The organism is Xanthomonas sp. fls2-241-TYG-148 (genome assembly GCF_030208815.1).
GTDB lineage: Bacteria > Pseudomonadota > Gammaproteobacteria > Xanthomonadales > Xanthomonadaceae > Xanthomonas > Xanthomonas campestris.
This window is the reverse complement of the sequence record NZ_JARVTE010000001.1, coordinates 703,720-719,915: the sequence shown is the minus strand read 5'-3', so window position 1 is coordinate 719,915 and position 16,196 is coordinate 703,720. Positions and strand designations below refer to the sequence as shown.

11 protein-coding genes are annotated in these 16,196 nt (G+C 64.5%); 9 read left to right on the top strand and 2 right to left on the bottom strand.

Annotated elements, in window-relative coordinates:
- Positions 1-5 precede the first annotated feature (5 nt).
- The 6 genes from QRM60_RS03320 to QRM60_RS03295 all read left to right on the top strand — a co-directional run bounded on the left by QRM60_RS03320 (position 6) and on the right by QRM60_RS03295 (position 7,005).
- Entirely contained in the window at positions 6-1,187 is a 1,182-nt protein-coding gene (locus QRM60_RS03320) for an acyl-CoA dehydrogenase family protein (RefSeq protein WP_285445604.1), read from the top strand.
- Positions 1,184-1,981, top strand: a complete 798-nt coding sequence (locus QRM60_RS03315) for an enoyl-CoA hydratase (RefSeq protein ID WP_285445603.1) — start codon at positions 1,184-1,186, stop codon at positions 1,979-1,981. The genes QRM60_RS03320 and QRM60_RS03315 overlap by 4 nt, the downstream gene beginning before the upstream one ends.
- Entirely contained in the window at positions 1,981-3,153 is a 1,173-nt protein-coding gene (locus QRM60_RS03310; protein ID WP_285445602.1) for an enoyl-CoA hydratase/isomerase family protein, read from the top strand. Before QRM60_RS03315 ends, QRM60_RS03310 begins: the two co-directional genes overlap by 1 nt.
- A 16-nt stretch (positions 3,154-3,169) precedes the next feature.
- Positions 3,170-4,057 carry a 3-hydroxyisobutyrate dehydrogenase gene (gene mmsB / locus QRM60_RS03305; protein WP_042599309.1) on the top strand — a complete coding sequence of 296 codons (888 nt, stop codon included), beginning with the start codon at positions 3,170-3,172 and terminating at the stop codon, positions 4,055-4,057.
- Between the two features lie 552 nt (positions 4,058-4,609).
- On the top strand, positions 4,610-5,569 hold the full coding sequence (locus QRM60_RS03300) for a cation diffusion facilitator family transporter (RefSeq protein ID WP_042599310.1): 960 nt from the start codon (positions 4,610-4,612) through the stop codon (positions 5,567-5,569).
- A 152-nt stretch (positions 5,570-5,721) separates the two neighbouring features.
- Positions 5,722-7,005, top strand: a complete 1,284-nt coding sequence (locus QRM60_RS03295) for an aspartyl/asparaginyl beta-hydroxylase domain-containing protein (protein ID WP_042599311.1) — start codon at positions 5,722-5,724, stop codon at positions 7,003-7,005.
- 18 nt (positions 7,006-7,023) lie between these two features.
- Here QRM60_RS03295 and QRM60_RS03290 read toward each other — a convergent pair whose 3' ends face one another.
- Entirely contained in the window at positions 7,024-8,526 is a 1,503-nt protein-coding gene (locus QRM60_RS03290) for a sulfotransferase (RefSeq protein WP_285445716.1), read from the bottom strand.
- 157 nt (positions 8,527-8,683) lie between these two features.
- On the opposite strand from QRM60_RS03290, the gene QRM60_RS03285 reads away from it, so the two are divergent.
- The 3 genes from QRM60_RS03285 to QRM60_RS03275 all read left to right on the top strand — a co-directional run bounded on the left by QRM60_RS03285 (position 8,684) and on the right by QRM60_RS03275 (position 13,923).
- Positions 8,684-9,136 carry a hypothetical protein gene (locus QRM60_RS03285; RefSeq protein WP_285445601.1) on the top strand — a complete coding sequence of 151 codons (453 nt, stop codon included), beginning with the start codon at positions 8,684-8,686 and terminating at the stop codon, positions 9,134-9,136.
- Between the two features lie 39 nt (positions 9,137-9,175).
- Positions 9,176-10,756: a tetratricopeptide repeat-containing sulfotransferase family protein gene (locus tag QRM60_RS03280; RefSeq protein WP_285445600.1), complete on the top strand. Its 1,581-nt coding sequence runs from the start codon at positions 9,176-9,178 to the stop codon at positions 10,754-10,756.
- Positions 10,757-11,070: 314 nt separating this feature from the next.
- Positions 11,071-13,923: a TonB-dependent receptor gene (locus QRM60_RS03275; RefSeq protein WP_285445599.1), complete on the top strand. Its 2,853-nt coding sequence runs from the start codon at positions 11,071-11,073 to the stop codon at positions 13,921-13,923.
- Between the two features lie 166 nt (positions 13,924-14,089).
- Here the strand turns inward: QRM60_RS03275 and QRM60_RS03270 are convergent, their stop codons facing one another.
- A complete protein-coding gene (locus QRM60_RS03270; protein WP_285445598.1) occupies positions 14,090-16,162 on the bottom strand; it encodes a 3-hydroxyacyl-CoA dehydrogenase NAD-binding domain-containing protein in 2,073 nt (690 codons plus the stop codon).
- Positions 16,163-16,196 lie beyond the last annotated feature (34 nt).

The following is a 16,196-nucleotide window of genomic DNA, read 5'->3' as shown; positions in this document are numbered from 1 at the left end:
CAGCCATGAACGCAGCGATCCAACTGCCCACCGACCCGGTGGATTTGAACGACGAACAGCAGGCCTTCCGCGCCGCCGCGCGCGACTTCGCCGACAAGGAGCTGGCCCCGCACGCCGCGCGCTGGGACGCGGAAAGCCACTTCCCGCGCGAGGCCATCGGCAAGGCGGCCGAACTGGGCTTCTGCGGCCTGTATACCGACGAAGGCGTTGGCGGCCTGGGCATGCGGCGCCTGGATGCGGCCATCGTGTTCGAGGAGCTGGCCACGGTCGATCCTTCCACTTCCGCCTTCATCACCATCCACAACATGGCCACCTGGTTGATTGCCAGCTACGGCAATGAGGGCGTGCGTGCGCAGTGGGGCGAGGCGATGACCAGCGGTGCCAAGCTGGGCTCGTATTGCCTGACCGAGCCGGGGAGTGGCTCGGACGCGGCCTCGCTGAAGACCCGCGCCCAGCGCGACGGCGACGACTACGTGCTCAACGGCAGCAAGGCCTTCATTTCCGGCGCGGGCGCCACCGATGTGCTGGTGGTGATGGCGCGCACCGGTGAAGACGGCGCACGCGGCATCAGTGCGTTCGTGGTGGCGGCGGATGCACCGGGCATCAGCTACGGCCGCAAGGAAGAAAAGATGGGCTGGAACAGCCAGCCCACACGTGGCATCACCTTCACCGATGTGCGCGTTCCCGCCGGCAACCTGCTCGGCAAGGAAGGCGAAGGGTTCAAGATGGCGATGAAGGCGCTGGACGGTGGCCGCATCAATATCGCCGCCTGCTCGTTGGGCGCCGCGCAAGGCGCACTGGATGCGGCGCGCCGCTACATGGGCGAGCGCCGCCAGTTCGGCAAGAAGCTCGCCGACTTCCAGGCGCTGCAATTCAAGCTGGCCGACATGGCCACGCAACTGGTGGCCGCACGCCAGATGGTGCACACCGCGGCGCGCAAGCTCGACGCCGGCAGCCACGACGCAACGGTGTGGTGCGCCATGGCCAAGCGCTTCGCCACCGACGCCGGCTTTGCGATCTGCGACGAGGCCCTGCAGATCCACGGCGGCTATGGCTATATCCGCGAATACCCGATCGAGCGCCTGCTGCGCGACAGCCGCGTGCATCGCATCCTGGAGGGCACCAACGAGGTGATGCGCATGATCATCGCGCGCCACCTGCTCAACAGCGAGGAGGAGTTGCGATGAGCGATTGGGAAGGACGCGCGCATACCGGTTTGCAGCTCGAGCGCGATGGCCACGTCGCCATCGTGACGTTGAGCAACCCGCCAGCCAATACCTGGACCGTGCACAGCCTGGCCGCCTTGCGCGACCTGGTGTTGGCGCTGGATGCCGACCGCAGCATCTACGCCTTGGTGATCACCGGCGCCGGCGACAAGTTCTTCAGTGCCGGCGCTGACCTCAAGCAATTTGCCGAGGGCGACAAGGCGCTGGCACGCGAGGCAGCGCGCCGCTTCGGCGAGGCCTTCGAAGCCTTGAGCGCGTTTCGAGGCGTGTCGATCGCGGCGATCAACGGCTACGCCATGGGCGGCGGCCTGGAATGCGCGCTCGCCTGCGATCTGCGCATTGCCGAACAACAGGCGCACCTGGCATTGCCGGAAGCCAGCGTCGGCTTGCTGCCGTGCGCCGGTGGGACGCAGAACCTGGCACGGCTGGTAGGCGAGGGCTGGGCCAAGCGCATGATCCTGCTTGGCGAACGCATCGATGCCGCCACCGCGCAGCGCATCGGCCTGGTGGAAGAGGTGGTCGGCCCCGGCGAAGCACGCGCGCACGCCATCGCCTGGGCGCAACGCGCCGGCAAGCAAAGCCCGCAGAGCGTGGCGGCGTGCAAGCGCCTGGTGCAGGCCACCCGCCATGGCACGCACGCGGCCGCGCTGGTTGCCGAGCGCGAGGCCTTCGTGGACCTGTTCGAACATTCCGACCAGCGCGAAGGCGTGGCCGCGTTCCTGGAAAAACGCGCGCCGCAGTGGAGCGATCACTAATGGTGGAAACACACGCCTCCGACCAGGCACCGGTGCTGTTCGAGCAACGTGCCTGCGCTGATGGTCACTCCATCGGCATCGCCACCTTGAACGCGCCCAAGACCCTCAACGGTCTGTCGCTGGAGATGACGCGGCTGCTGGACGCGCAACTGCGCGTCTGGGCCGATGATGCGCAGATTGCCTGCGTGGTCTTGCGCGGCGCCGGTGAAAAGGCGTTCTGCGCCGGTGGCGATCTGCATGGGCTGTATCAGAGCATGCGCGCGCATGCGGAGGCGGTGCCCGAGATCGCGCATCGCGTTGCGCAGCCACAGGCCAATGCGCATGCCGCGGCGTTTTTCGAAGAGGAATACCGTCTCGACTATCGCATCTACACCTTTCCCAAGCCGGTGTTGTGTTGGGGGCACGGCATTGTGATGGGCGGCGGCATCGGCTTGATGTCGGGTGCCAGCCATCGCGTGGTCACCGAGCGCTCGCGGCTGGCAATGCCGGAGATCAGCGTGGGATTGTTTCCGGACGTGGGCGGCAGCTGGTCGCTGCGCCGCGTGCCGCACGGCGGCGGTCTGTTTCTCGCGCTCACTGGCGCACCGCTCAACGCCAGCGATGCCATCTACGCCAGGCTGGCCGACGTGCGCCTGGAACATGCGCAATACGATGCGGTGCTGGATGCGCTGAGCGCGCATGCCTGGACGGGTGATGCCGCTCACGATCGCGTGCAGCTGGGCGCTTTCCTGCAGGGCCTGGCGCAGCCAGTGGAACCTGGCCCCCTGCAACTGCACGCTGCGCTGATCGCGACCATTGTCTCGGCCGGCACGCTGCAGCAGGTTGCCGACGCGCTGCTGGCACTGCAAAGCGAAGACGCCTGGCTGCAGGCCGCGCGCGCCACCTTTGCCACTGGCGCGCCGGGCTCTGCACGGCTGGCGTGGGAGCTGCAGCGCCATCCCGCCACAACCACGCTGGCGGACGCGTTTCGCACCGAATACATGGTGGCGCTGCACGCGGCCGCGCACGGCGATTTCGCCGAAGGCATCCGAGCGTTGTTGATCGACAAGGATCGCCAGCCCGCATGGCAACCGCCAACGCTGGAACAGGCCGATGCAGCCTGGGCAGCCACCTTCTTCACTGCGCCGTGGCCGGCAGGACAACACCCGCTGGCCGACCTTGGCGCGCGTTAATCCGGAGAGCAACCGCATGAGCAAGATCGCTTTTATCGGCCTGGGCAACATGGGCGGGCCGATGGCCGCCAACCTGATCAAGGCCGGGCACGAGCTGCGTGTGTTCGACCTGGTGCGCAGTGCGTTGGATGCCGCACATGCTGCCGGCGCGCAGGTGGCCAGTTCCGCAAGCGACACCCTGCACGGTGCGGAGGTCGTCATCTCCATGTTGCCTGCCAGCAAGCACGTGGAAGGGCTGTATCTGGGCGATGCCGGCATCCTTGCGCACATTCCCGCCGGCGCGTTGGTGATCGATTGCAGCACCATTGCGCCGGCAATGGCACGCACGGTGGCCACTGCTGCGCAGGCGCGCGGCCTGGACATGCTGGATGCCCCGGTGTCCGGCGGCACCGCAGGTGCGGCAGCCGGCACACTCACCTTCATCGTGGGCGGCGCTGCACAGGCGCTGGAACGCGCGCGTCCGGTGCTGCAAGCGATGGGCAAGAACCTCTTTCACGTGGGCGACACCGGCGCCGGGCAAGTGGCCAAGCTGTGCAACAACATGGCGCTTGGCGTGATCATGGCCGCCACCGGCGAAGCCATCGCGCTGGGCGTGGCGCAGGGGCTCGACCCGGCGGTGTTGTCGCAGATGATGGCGGTCAGCACCGGGCGCAGCTGGGCCACCGAAGTCTGCAACCCGTGGCCCGGTGTGCTTGAGAACGCACCCGCCTCACGCGGCTACAGCGGCGGTTTTGGCAATGACCTCATGCTCAAGGACCTGGGCCTGGTTGCCGAGGCCGCGCTGCAGGCGGGCGCATCGATTCCGCTGGGTGAACTGGCACGCAACCTCTACGCCATGAACAGCCAGGCCGGCAATGGCGCGCTGGATTTCTCCAGCGTGGTCAAGCTGGTGGCCAAGGTGTGAGGGCAGCCTATGGAGCTGGTACGCCCACCGCCAAGTGTGCGTTGCTGGCGCTGTCACCGGCATCCGTCTTGTAGGTGATCGAACGGAGCGGCGCAGGGGGCAGAGCGACGATCTGCGGCCTGGCTGCGAGGCCCTTGCCCGCCCACCATCGCGGGACACACCGCAAGTCCCTCCCTGTAGGTTCTTGTGCGGCATCCATGCCGCATGAGGTCCCGGGACGGTAGGCGGGCAAGGGCCTGTCGAGATGGTCGGTACGCATGCTTGCGAGCAGTGCAGCCGTCTGATGCGGGGCGGTCTGGCCAGCCCCTCCATCCGAGCAATGTCACTGTTAATACGGCACCACTCCACCCGCCAATGAAGGCAGTGTGGTCAGCAAGTGCCGCCATTGCGACGGTATTCGAGAGCTTTCGTTAGCCGCCCCAGGTTGCTATCCGGGCTGGGCAATAAGGCGCAGCGCCGCCCTTACGTGATGTGATCTCATCACGCGCCGGTGTAATAGTCTCCGCAACCGCGTGGCCCTAAGGTGCGCGCATTGCACAAGGCCGACACCCCATGGGACACGATCACAGCCACGCACCCAGCGAAATCCGCCACGAAACGCCGCTCTGGTGGGCGCTGGCTCTCACCGCCACCTTCCTCGTTGCCGAGGTCGTCGGCGCGTTCGTGTCCAACAGTCTGGCGCTGTTGTCGGATGCGGCGCATATGGCCACCGATACCTTGGGATTGATGATTGCGCTGGTCGCGGTCCGGCTCAGCCGGCGCCCGGCAGACGCGCGTCGCACCTACGGTTACGTGCGCCTTGAGGCGCTGGGCGCATTGGTCAATGGCGCGCTGCTGTTCGGCGTGGGCGCCTATATCCTCTGGGAAGCCGCGCAGCGGTTTCGCACACCGCAGGATATTTCCTCCAACGGCATGCTGCTGATCGCCGGGCTGGGCCTGGTGATCAACCTGATTGCGATGAAGCTGCTGCACGCCGGCAGTGGCGAAAGCCTCAACGTCAAGGGCGCCTATCTGGAAGTGTGGAGCGACATGCTCGGCTCGGTCGCGGTGATCATCGGCGCCTTGCTGATCCGTTGGACTGGCTGGCAGTGGATCGACCCGGTGCTGGCGGTGCTCATTGGTCTATGGGTATTGCCGCGCACCTGGGTGTTGCTGCGCGAAGCGATCAATGTCCTGCTGGAAGGCGTGCCGAAAGGCGTGGATCTGGCCCAGGTACGCCAAGCCCTGACCGGGCACCCGGACGTGGACGACGTGCATGATCTGCACGTCTGGGCCCTGGCTTCCAGCACCCCGGCCTTGACGGCCCACGTGGTGGTTGGCGAAACGATCGACCGCGACCGCCTGCGTCAAACGCTGGGCGAACTGCTACACGACCGCTTCGACATCGCCCACGTCACCTTGCAGGTGGAGAGCGGCGATTGCGGAACCGACCCGTGCGGCACGCCAAAGGCCGCGTCAGGCGCCGCGCATGACGATCACCACGGCCACGCACATGGCGGTCATTCCCACTGAGCGGTGGGTGGCGCCGTCGCTTGAGCGTGTTGCAAGTGTGCTATCGCAGTACGCCAGACAGGCGCCAGCGCTTCCGTCATCACGCCCGACTGGCGCACGGCCGCCTCCATCGTATGATCGGCGCGGGATGAGTTCTGCACACGGCGGGTGTCATGGCGCTACAGGTCGAGCAGGTGAACGAGCGGGTTGCCGCACTCGTGCAAGCGGCTAGTGCCGCAGCGTCGGCAGGGGACTGGCAGCACGCCGAGGCGTTATGGGAGGGCGTGCGGCAACTGGCGCCGGCACACCCGCAGGCGCTGTATAGCCTGGGGGTTCACGCCTATCAACGCGGCGACACGCAGGCCGCGATCGCGTACCTGGACGGCGCGCGGGCAACCAGCCCGGCCGATCCGATGATCGTGTTGACCATTGCCGTGGTGAAGCAGGCGCAGGGGGAGGTGGACGGCGAATGGCAGGCCATTGCCGCGGCGCTGGCGCTGGATCCGTACTTCTTACCCGGCCTGTTGGCGAAAGCCGAGTTTCTGGAAGCGCGCGGCAAGCCGCGTGCGGCTGCCGGTGTCTACCGTGACGCCTTGAAGGTTGCACCACCGCAACCACAGTGGCCGGCCGTCCTGCGCCGCAAGCTGGCACGCGCCAGCGAGGCTGTCGAGCAGGACACGTTGGAGCTGGAGGCACAGCTGCGGACTGCGCTGCAGGTGCCGCGTCAGTCGGTGAATGCTGCGCTCCAGGGGCGATGGGATGAAGCGGCAGCGATCGCAAGCGGCCGATCCCGCCCATTTCATTCCCAGTCCAACCGTCTGCTCATTCCACGATTGCCTGCATTGCCCTTCCATGACCCGGCGGCGTTTCCCTGGGTGGTTGCATTGCAGGAACAGACCGATGCCATCGCACAGGAGCTGCGCGCCGTCATGGCGGCCGACAGCAATGGCTTTACTCCCTATATCGCCTACGCGCCCGGCCAGCCGGTGAATCAGTGGGAACAACTCAACCACTCGCCCGCATGGAGCGCGTACCCGCTATGGCAACATGGCCAGCCCGTGGAGTCCCACCTGCAGCGGTGCCCTGCAACCGCTGCCGCACTGGCATCGGTCGATGCCGCGCAGATTGCTGGCGTTTGTCCCAATGCGATGTTTTCGGTCTTGGCACCGCATACAGTGATTCCTCCGCACCATGGCGAGACCAATGCGCGTCTGGTGGCGCATCTGCCGTTGATCGTGCCGGAGGGCTGCAGCTTCCGGGTGGGCTACGACTGGCGGCAGTGGGAGGTCGGAAAGGTGCTCGTGTTCGATGATTCGATCGAGCACGAAGCGCGCAACGAGAGTGCGACTGCGCGCGTGGTGTTGATTTTCGACGTGTGGAATCCTCAGTTGAGCGAGGAGGAGCGCGCCATGGTCAACGCCATGGAAGCGACCATCGCACGCCATCGCGCTGGATGAGTGCGCGCCGGCCGTTGCTCAGTCTTCGATCGCGACGCCGGTTGCTGCGAGTGCCTGCCGTAGTGGCCCAAGCTGCGCGGCGTACGCTCGCCAGCGGCCCGATGCCTCGGCATGCAGTGGGCGGCGTACCTGCCAGTAGCTGGCGGTTCTGACCGGGTTCTGCGCGCGGTGGAACTCCAGGCACTGCGCTTCCCACGGCAGCTGCAGGAAATCGAGCAGCGCCCGCAGGGTGGATTCTGGCGCGGTAACGAAGGCGTCGTAGTCGAACGTGTGGATGCTGTCCGGATACAGCGACAGCCAGTGCTGCATCAATTGCGCAGACGCTCCATAGAAATGCCCGATGTCTTCCAGTCTGCCTGCATAGCCGAATCGATGAGGATTAAGTTGCTGCATGAAGATCGACAGCCCGTTGTCCAGCGGATGACGACGTGTATGCACGATCCTTGCGGTGGGAAAAAGCTGCTTGATCAAGCCGACCAGTTCAAAGTTGTCCAGCCGCTTGTCGGTGATGTAGCGCAACTGCGCGTGTTGCGGAACCGCCAGCGCCACGCGTTGTCGATAGCTGGCCGCCAGCTGTGCCCGGGTCTGTGCGGGCAGGTCTTGGGCGGCTTGCGGAAACGGCGACAACGCCTGTGCAACCAGGCGGGGCAGCGCATCCAGCTCGCCCCCGGCGGCAATGCGGGGATGACGCGACAGCACTTGTTCGAGCAATGTGGAGCCGGAGCGAAACATGCCGCAAATGAACAGTGGCGCCGGTACGTCCTGCGCAGTCAGCCGATCGGATTGCTCGCTCACACTGGCGCCATCGGCAAACACGGCGCTGATATGGCTGAAGCGCTGTTGTGTCTGTTCCGGCTCGTAGCGGCGTGCCCGTGCGTAGCCAGCGCGGTTGGCCGCGCTTGCGGTCTCGAATGCATGCTGGTGTAGCCCCAGGCGATCGTAAGCCTGCGCCAGTGCATGTGAGAGGATGGCAGATAACGCTGCATCCTGGCCGGGCAACGCGACAGCCTGGGCAAGCCTGCTCAGGCGCGGATCCTGCGCATGCGCCGGTGGGTCCAGGTGCAGCAGTCGGGCGGTCGCCTGCAGTTGGAGCGCATGGGTGGATGTGTCGGCGCCAATGAGTGCTACAAGTCGGGCATAGGCCGCGATCGCTTGATCGCGGGCGCCAAGTTCCTCGTGCAGATTGCCGAGGTTGAGCAGCGCCGGCGGATAGTCTGGATGGCACTGCAGGGCAAGCCCCAGTTCTTCAAGCGCCAGCGCGTCCTGGTGTAGGTGGTCGCTCAGCAGTGCGGCACGATTGAGGTGGATCTGTTCCGGCGCCGTAGCGCCGCAGAGCAGGGCCTTCCCGTACGCATCGAGTGCCCCGGTTGCGTCGCCATGATGGCGTAGCAGGTAACCCAGGTTGTACCAGGCATCAGCGCAGCGAGGCTGGGTGCGCAGCACTTGTCGATAGGCCTCGGTAGCCTGCTGCAGATGTCCCTGCTGCAAGAGTTTTGCGGCCTGCTGCAAAGAGGCGTTCAACGCATGCTCCCGAAACAGAGGTGGAGGAGTGGTGGCTGCATGCTTGGGCAGCGTGCGCGGTGTGTCAATCGGCTTGCCGACGGAGGCGCGGCCTGCCCCGTACCCGGCCATGCGGTTGCCTTGTATGCTCGGGCATCGTCGACAGCGAAGACATGCAATGCCCATGTGGAAATTCTTCGGAACCCTGCTGATGGTGTGCGCAACGAGCGCGACGGCGCAGGAGGCAGCCACGCATGCCTGTGCGTCGGTGCTCGATCCGTTGCCACGGCTGGCCTGCTACGACGCGAGCTTCCCGCCATCGGCTGCAGTGCGCGCCGCTGAAGCCAGCAGGGGAATAAGGGAATTCGGTCGCGATCCAGCACACGCTCCGGCGACGTTGACCGGAAAGCCGCCAGCACAGGTGAGCGCCACCGTCCGCGCCGTGGCCTATCAGACCGACGGTGCCCGCGTCGTGGTGTTGGACAGCCAGCAGCGCTGGGCGCTCACAGAATCCACCAGCCGTGGTCATCTGGCTGAAGGCGACGCCGTGACAATTCGCAGCGCCGCGATGGGGAGCTACATGTTGGTTACCCCCGGCGGCGTTGCACTGCGTGCTCGACGCATCGATTGACAGCGCTGATACCAACGTCCATGAGCGGGAGAGACCTGATTGACCGAGAGTGAGCCCAAGAGCATCCTGCGAGACGGATATCAGTTGTTGCGTCAGGGCCGCTATCACGATGCGGTTGCACTGGCAGAGGGTGCTTGCGCACGCCATCCTGATGATGCGCATCTGCTTGAGTTGGCAAGCGAAGCCATGCTTGCGAACGGCGATCCAGACGCCGCGGCCGAACGCATCGCGCGTGCTGCGGCGGTTGCGGTGTCGCCGGTTCCGCTCCTGATCAAGTACGGCAGCTTGCTGGTGCAGCTGCGCCGCCGCCACGAGGCCCGGCGCGTGGCTCGCCAGGCGCAGGCATTGTCGGCGGCGGATGGAGCGGCGCTCTGGCAGATCGGTACGCTTCACAGCGGCTGCCAGGATGTTGTTGCCGCACGCGACGCCTATCGACAGGCGCTGACATTGCTCGGAGAGCAGCCGCGGCTGATGTACGACCTTGCGACGATGCAATTTTTCAGCGGTGAGTTCGATGCTGCAGAGCGCATTCTGGATCGGCTGTTGCAGTTGGTGCCGAACGCCGGCGATGCGTTGTACCTGCGCGCCAGTTTGCGACGGCAGACCGCGCAGCAGAACCACCTGGAGGATCTGCGTCGCAGGTTGGCATCGACCGCGTTCGATCCGCAGGCGAGGGCAGCAGCCCTGTTTGCGCTATCAAAGGAGCTGGAAGATATTGGTCGGCATGAAGAGGCGTTTCAGACACTGACGGTCGCGGCTGCCAGCAAGCGTGCGACCTTGCAGTACGACGTCGCTGCCGAGTGCGCGCGGATCGCGGAGATCCGCGACGCTTACGGTCCGGAAGCATTGCAGGCGCTGCGTTCGGGGCAGGGGGGCGAGGGCGTCATCTTCATCGTTGGCTTGCCGCGCTCGGGCACCACGCTGCTGGAACGGCTCCTCGTACAGCACGCTGACGCCCGTTCGGCGGGGGAGCTGATGGACTTCGGTGCACTGCTGGGAACTGCAACGTCACGCATCGCGTCAAGCAACCCGGCGCTGACGGCGGGGCAGGCGTCGCGGCAGATCGATTTTGCCGCGCTCGGTGACGATTACCTGCGCGGCGCGCGTGAGGTTGTTCATGGACACCCGCTGTTGATCGACAAGATGCCGATCAACTATCTCTACTGCGGAATGATCGCAGCGGCCTTGCCAAAGGCGCGCATCATCCATCTGGTCCGGGATCCGCTCGATACTTGCTACGCCATCTACAAAACCCTGTTCTACAACGCGTATCCATTCTCGTACGCGCTGGACGAAATTGGCGAGTATTACCTGGCATATCAGCAGACGATGCGTCATTGGCATGCGCTGCTGCCGGGGAAGATCCTGGACGTGCACTACGAAGAACTGGTGCGCGATACAGACAGCCAGATTGCTCGGGTAGTGCAGTGGTGTGGGCTTGCCTCGCGCGAGGCCGTGCCCGAGATGGCAGATGTGGCTTTCGTCACCGCAAGTGCGGCTCAAGTGCGCGGAGAGGTGCATCAGCGCTCGGTACATGGCTCACGTCGGCATCTGTCTGGGCTCGACGCGCTCGTGCAACGGCTACAGGCGGCAGGGGTTGCAGTGCCAGCTGCAAGGTGAGCGGTGCATCGACCGACACAGACGGTTGCTCAATTGCTCGATAAGCAATGCGAACCACTCGCTGTGTGACCTGCGCACCGTTTTGGGGCTTTTGCGCACTCTTTCGGAGCATTGCTGAACAGGGCTTTAATTTTCTTTGACATCGACTTAGCATCGGCTTGGCAGCGTTTTTAGGGCGCCTATTTCGCCCCCGCTAGCCAATGTGGTCAGCGCCGTTTGATGCGCTCGCCTGCGTCGTCGCAGTGGTTGCGTACTTGCCGCTCCCGGTGGCAGGTCTTGCCCTGCGCCACCCGTTCGCACTGTCGGAGAGAGAGATGAGATTGAAGACCACCAAGTTGCGCGATGCCATCAGGGTATCGCTCGCGGTTGGCGCCGCTGCCCTGGCGTTCACAGGTAGCGCGATGGCGCAGGAGCAGCCATCGATGGATGCCAAGAGCCTGGACACGGTCAACGTCACCGGTACGCGCATCAAGAGCCAGACGATGACTGCCTCCAGCCCCGTGGCAGAAATCAACAAGGAAGAATTTCAGTACACCGGCGCGACCAAGGTCGAAGATCTGATCAATCAATATCCCCAGCTTTCCGCAAGCTTCGACAACTTTGCCAACAACGGTTCGGATGGATATGCAACCGTCGATCTGCGTGGCTTGGGTGCGCAGCGGACCCTGACGTTGGTCAACGGCAGGCGTATCCCCAAGGGCATCGGCGAAAGCCCGGATATCAGCATCATTCCCGCCGCACTGGTGCGCAGGGTGGATGTTCTCACTGGCGGTGCGTCTGCGGTGTACGGGTCGGACGCTGTCGCCGGCGTGGTCAACTTTGTGTTGGACGACGAGTTTGAAGGTGTCAGTGTCGACATGGGCTACAACGCCTTTCAGCACGACAACGGCAACAAGTTGATGCGCGGCCTGATGGATGATGCCGGGTACGATTATCCAACGGGCAATTCCGGCTTTGATGGTATTTCCCGCAATGTGGATCTGGCGATCGGCGGCAGTTTCGGTGAATCGGGTCATGCGACCGCCTGGGCAACCTGGCGCGAAAATGATCCTTTGTTGCAAGGGCAGCGTGATTACTCTGCCTGTGCATTGAGCAACGGGGGCACTGCCTGCGGCGGCTCGGCGACTGCGGACCCTGCCAATTTTTACGTCGTTGCGCCGTCGGCGGGCGCCTTCTATGTGCAGCCTTCCGCAGGCGGAACCTGGTCGCAGGTCGCTTCGCCCAATCTCTACAATTTTGCGCCGTTGAATTACTACCAACGGCCTGACACGCGGTACACGGCTGGCAGCAGCATCAAGTACGAGGTCAATGAGCACTTCAAACCGTACCTCGAGACCCTCTTTGTCAATCGCAAGAGTTCGACCCAGATTGCCCCATCGGGTGCATTCTTTACCGACCTCAACGTCAACTGCGCAACATCGGTGATCGGTAGCCTGTGTAACGACGTAGGGATTACCGACGACGAATTCACGGTCTACGTTGCCAAGCGCAACGTCGAAGGTGGCCCGCGCATTACCGATTCAGACACAAACAGTTTCAGCATCACCACCGGTGCACAGGGCGATATCAATGACAACTGGTCGTACGACGCCTCCTTTACCTATAACCGCAGTACCACCAAGTCGGAAAACATCAACGACTTTGTCACTACCCGCGTGCGCGACGCACTCTTGGGCTGCCAGCCTGGCGCGTTCGACGGATGCGTGCCGTACAGCGTCTGGAACGACAGCGTGACCGCTGCGGAGGCAGAAGCGCTACAGGGCGTCGGTATCGTCAATTACGAAACATCGATGCGCGTGTTCAATGCCTATGTGACCGGCAACTTCGGTTACAGCCTGCCGTGGGCCGGCGACAACCCCATCAGCGTGGTTGGTGGCGTGGAAACCCGGACTGAAACCTTCAAACGCGTCGCCGATAGCAATATGCAGACCGGCAACTTCACCGGTCTGGGCGGCCCGACATCCAATGTATCCGGCGATATCAGCGTCAAGGAATTGTTCCTGGAAGGCGCGGTGCCACTTCTGGCCAACGCAGGCAGCCTGGATCACCTGGATATGCAGCTTGGCTATCGCTACTCGGACTACGACATTTCCGGGGGTGTCAGCACTTACAAGGCGGGTCTGGGTGCGACATTCGTCGATGGCAAATACCACCTACGTGCAGGTTGGAACCGTGCAATCCGCGCGCCGAACGTCACCGAGTTGTACAACGAAAATACGATCGGGCTGTGGAGCGGTAGCGACCCCTGCGCTGGCGCCAATCCAACCTTTACCCAGGCCCAGTGCGCCAACACCGGTGTGACGGCCGCGCAATACGGCCGTGTAGCGGCAAATCCAGCAGGGCAGTACAACGAAATCGGTGGTGGCAATACCGCTTTGCAACCGGAAACGGCCAACACCTGGACGGTCGGCTTCGCGGCCAGCCCGATCAAGGGGCTCGATCTGAGCGTGGACTATTACGACATCAAGATCGACGACGCTATCCGTGCCATCGGTTCTTCCAACATCCTGACCGCATGCGGTGTCACCGGTAATGCAGACATTTGCAGTCGCGTCCGCCGCAATGCTACGACCGGCGATCTGTTCCGCGGAAGCGACCCGGATGTCTCCGGCCTGATCTTCAATTCCCAGGACAATTTCGGCTCCTTGCACTTCCAGGGTATCGATCTGACCGCGTCGTATGCATGGAGTGTCGGCCCGGGCCGCCTGACTGCTTCGATGATGGGCAGCTATGCCCTCAAGCAGGAATACGAGCCGGTTCCGGGTGTGCAGGAAGTGACCTACGACTGTGCTGGCGTGGTCAACGTGGCCTGCAACAGTGCGGAGTGGCGGCATGTGCTGAGCACGCGCTACAACTTCGACCGCTACACCGTCAGTCTGCGTTGGCGCTATATCGGTGAACTGGACTACCAGAACACCGACGGAACCCCAGGCACAACCGACGTGCGCCTGGTGAACCAGGACAACAAGGTGTCGGCGTACAACTACTTCGACCTGTCTGGTTCGATGCAGTTGGGCGACTACGTCACCTGGACGCTGGGCGTCAACAACATCGCCGACAAGGAACCGCCGCTGGTAGGGGGCAGCCTGACCTTCAACGGCAACTCCCTGGGTGGATACGACCAGGCGGGTCGTTACATCTTCACTAGCGTGGGTCTGCGCTTCTAACTTGAGTTGCTGTACTGGTCAACAAAGAACGGCGAGCCTAGGCTCGCCGTTCTTTGTTCAGTGGTGATGGCCCGCTCGATCGTTGTGCCGCCGCGGCTTGACTCGACATCAGCCGATCATCAATCAGTTCGCGCGCTTTCGCAGGCAGAATCCCGGTGCTGCAGGCTTATGCCACCGGCTCCCGCAACACCGGCGACTCCCAACCCGGCCGCGGTGCAAAGCGCTCGCCATACCGCGTCTGTAAGGCATGCAGGCGGGCCAGCAGCGCGTCTGCACCGACGCTGCGGATGTGCTGGATCGGGCCGCCGCGGAAGGGCGCAAAGCCGGTGCCGAAGATCACGCCGGCATCGAGCAGGTCCGCATCGGTCACCACGCCTTCGTGCAGGCAGGCCACCGCTTCGTTGAGCAATGGCAGGATCAGGCGGTCTTCCAGATCCGCTGGCACCTCGTAGCCGCTGGCAACCTCGGGTTTGACCGCGCGGCCGTTTTCCCATTTGTACAAGCCCTGGCCGTCCTTCTTGCCGCGCTTGCCGGCCTCTACCGTGGCCAGTGCTGCCGGGATCGGCAGACCCAGGAACGGGGCGAGCTCGGCACCGACGCCGGCGGCCACGTCCAGGCCCACGGTGTCGATCAATTCGATCGGCCCCATCGGCATGCCGAACTTCACCGCGGTCTTGTCCAGCACCGGTCCGGGAATGCCCTCGGCATACGCGGTGGCCGCTTCCAGCAAGTACGGGAACAGCACGCGGTTGACCAGGAACCCCGGCGTGCCGGCGACCGGCACCGGGAATTTGTCCAGCGCCTTGCAGAACGCGGCCAGCCGCGCCACGTTGGCCGGATCCAGCCCGTCGTGCTGCACGATTTCCACCAGCGGCATCATCGCCACCGGGTTGAAGTAGTGCAGGCCGGCAAACTGCGCCGGGCGCTGGATGTGCCCACGCAACTCGGTCAATGGAATCGAGGAGGTGTTGGTGGTGAGTAGCGCATCCGGCTTGAGTTGCGGCTCGATGCTCTGGTAGAGGTCGCGCTTGGCTTGCGGATTTTCGATGATGGCCTCGATCACCAGATCCGCCTGCGCGACGCCCGCGCCGGCCAGATCGCCGCGCAGACGCGCGGCCACCGCGGGGCGCTTGGTCTCGTCCTTCACGCGCTTGCCAAACAGTTCGCCGCCGCGCGCCAGGGCGGTATCGATGAAGCGCTGTTCGCGGTCCTGCAGCGTGACCTCGAAGCCCTTGTAGGCCGCCCACGCAGCGATATCGCCGCCCATCACGCCGGCACCGACGACATGCACGTGGCGGATGGCCGGCAAGCCGGTGTCCTTGCCGCCAAGGGCCTTGAGCCGCTCGGTCAGGAAGAAGATGCGGATCAGATTGCGCGCCGCCGGCGTACTGGCCAGCTTGACCACTGCCTTGCGTTCGGCCGCCAGGCGGGCCTGGATCCCGCCGCCACCGGCGCGCTCCCAGGTGGCGATCAACGCATACGGCGCGGGATAGTGTTCCTTGCGGGCCTTGCGCGCGACCTGCTTGCGCATCTGCGGTGCCAGCAGCTTGCGCGCGAGCAGGGTGTTGGTCGCCCAGGCGGTGGCGCGTTGCTTGAACGGGCGCGTGGTGCCGGCCAATGCCAGCGTCGCAGCCACATCCACCAGCACCGCCGGTGCGGCAACCTTGTCGACCAGGCCCATCGCCCGCGCAGCCTTGGCCGACACCGTGCGCCCGGTGAGCATCAAGTCCATTGCCGCCGGTGCCCCGATCAGGCGCGGCAAGCGGGCGCTGCCGCCCCAGCCGGGAAAGATGCCGAGCTTGGTTTCCGGCAGCCCGATACGCGTGCTGCCATCGTCCGAGGCCACCCGGTAGCGGCAGGCTAGTGCAATTTCGGTGCCGCCGCCCATGCAGAAGCCGTGGATGGCGGCCACCGTGGGGCAGGGCAGTTCGGCCAGTTTCTGGAACACCTGCTGGCCGCGCCGAATTGCGTCGTTGACGGTGCCGCGGCGGTCGAACTCCTGGAATTCCTTCAGGTCGGCGCCGGCGATGAAGCCATTGGCCTTGGCCGAGCGCAGCACCACGCCCTTAGGCGGATCCAGTGCCAGGCGTTCGATGACATCGCCCAGTTCGAGCAGCACGTCCTGCGAGAAGGCGTTGACTGCCGCGCCCTGACGGTCGAGGCTGAGCACGAGCACGCCGTCCTCGCGCAGGTCTGCCTGCCAATGGCTGAATCGGAGCCCGTCGAAACCTGGAAGCATGCGGTTGGCCATCCGGCGATATAAGGAAAGGCCG

Excerpts from the sequence above, each read along its gene's own strand:
- QRM60_RS03275 (WP_285445599.1), top strand. The coding sequence starts at position 11,071 with ATGAGATTGAAGACCACCAAGTTGCGCGATGCCATCAGGGTATCGCTC.
- QRM60_RS03300 (WP_042599310.1), top strand. The coding sequence starts at position 4,610 with ATGGGACACGATCACAGCCACGCACCCAGCGAAATCCGCCACGAAACG.
- QRM60_RS03285 (WP_285445601.1), top strand. The coding sequence starts at position 8,684 with ATGCCCATGTGGAAATTCTTCGGAACCCTGCTGATGGTGTGCGCAACG.
- mmsB (WP_042599309.1), top strand. The coding sequence starts at position 3,170 with ATGAGCAAGATCGCTTTTATCGGCCTGGGCAACATGGGCGGGCCGATG.
- QRM60_RS03270 (WP_285445598.1), bottom strand. The coding sequence starts at position 16,162 with ATGCTTCCAGGTTTCGACGGGCTCCGATTCAGCCATTGGCAGGCAGAC.
- QRM60_RS03310 (WP_285445602.1), top strand. The coding sequence starts at position 1,981 with ATGGTGGAAACACACGCCTCCGACCAGGCACCGGTGCTGTTCGAGCAA.
- QRM60_RS03295 (WP_042599311.1), top strand. The coding sequence starts at position 5,722 with ATGGCGCTACAGGTCGAGCAGGTGAACGAGCGGGTTGCCGCACTCGTG.
- QRM60_RS03315 (WP_285445603.1), top strand. The coding sequence starts at position 1,184 with ATGAGCGATTGGGAAGGACGCGCGCATACCGGTTTGCAGCTCGAGCGC.
- QRM60_RS03320 (WP_285445604.1), top strand. The coding sequence starts at position 6 with ATGAACGCAGCGATCCAACTGCCCACCGACCCGGTGGATTTGAACGAC.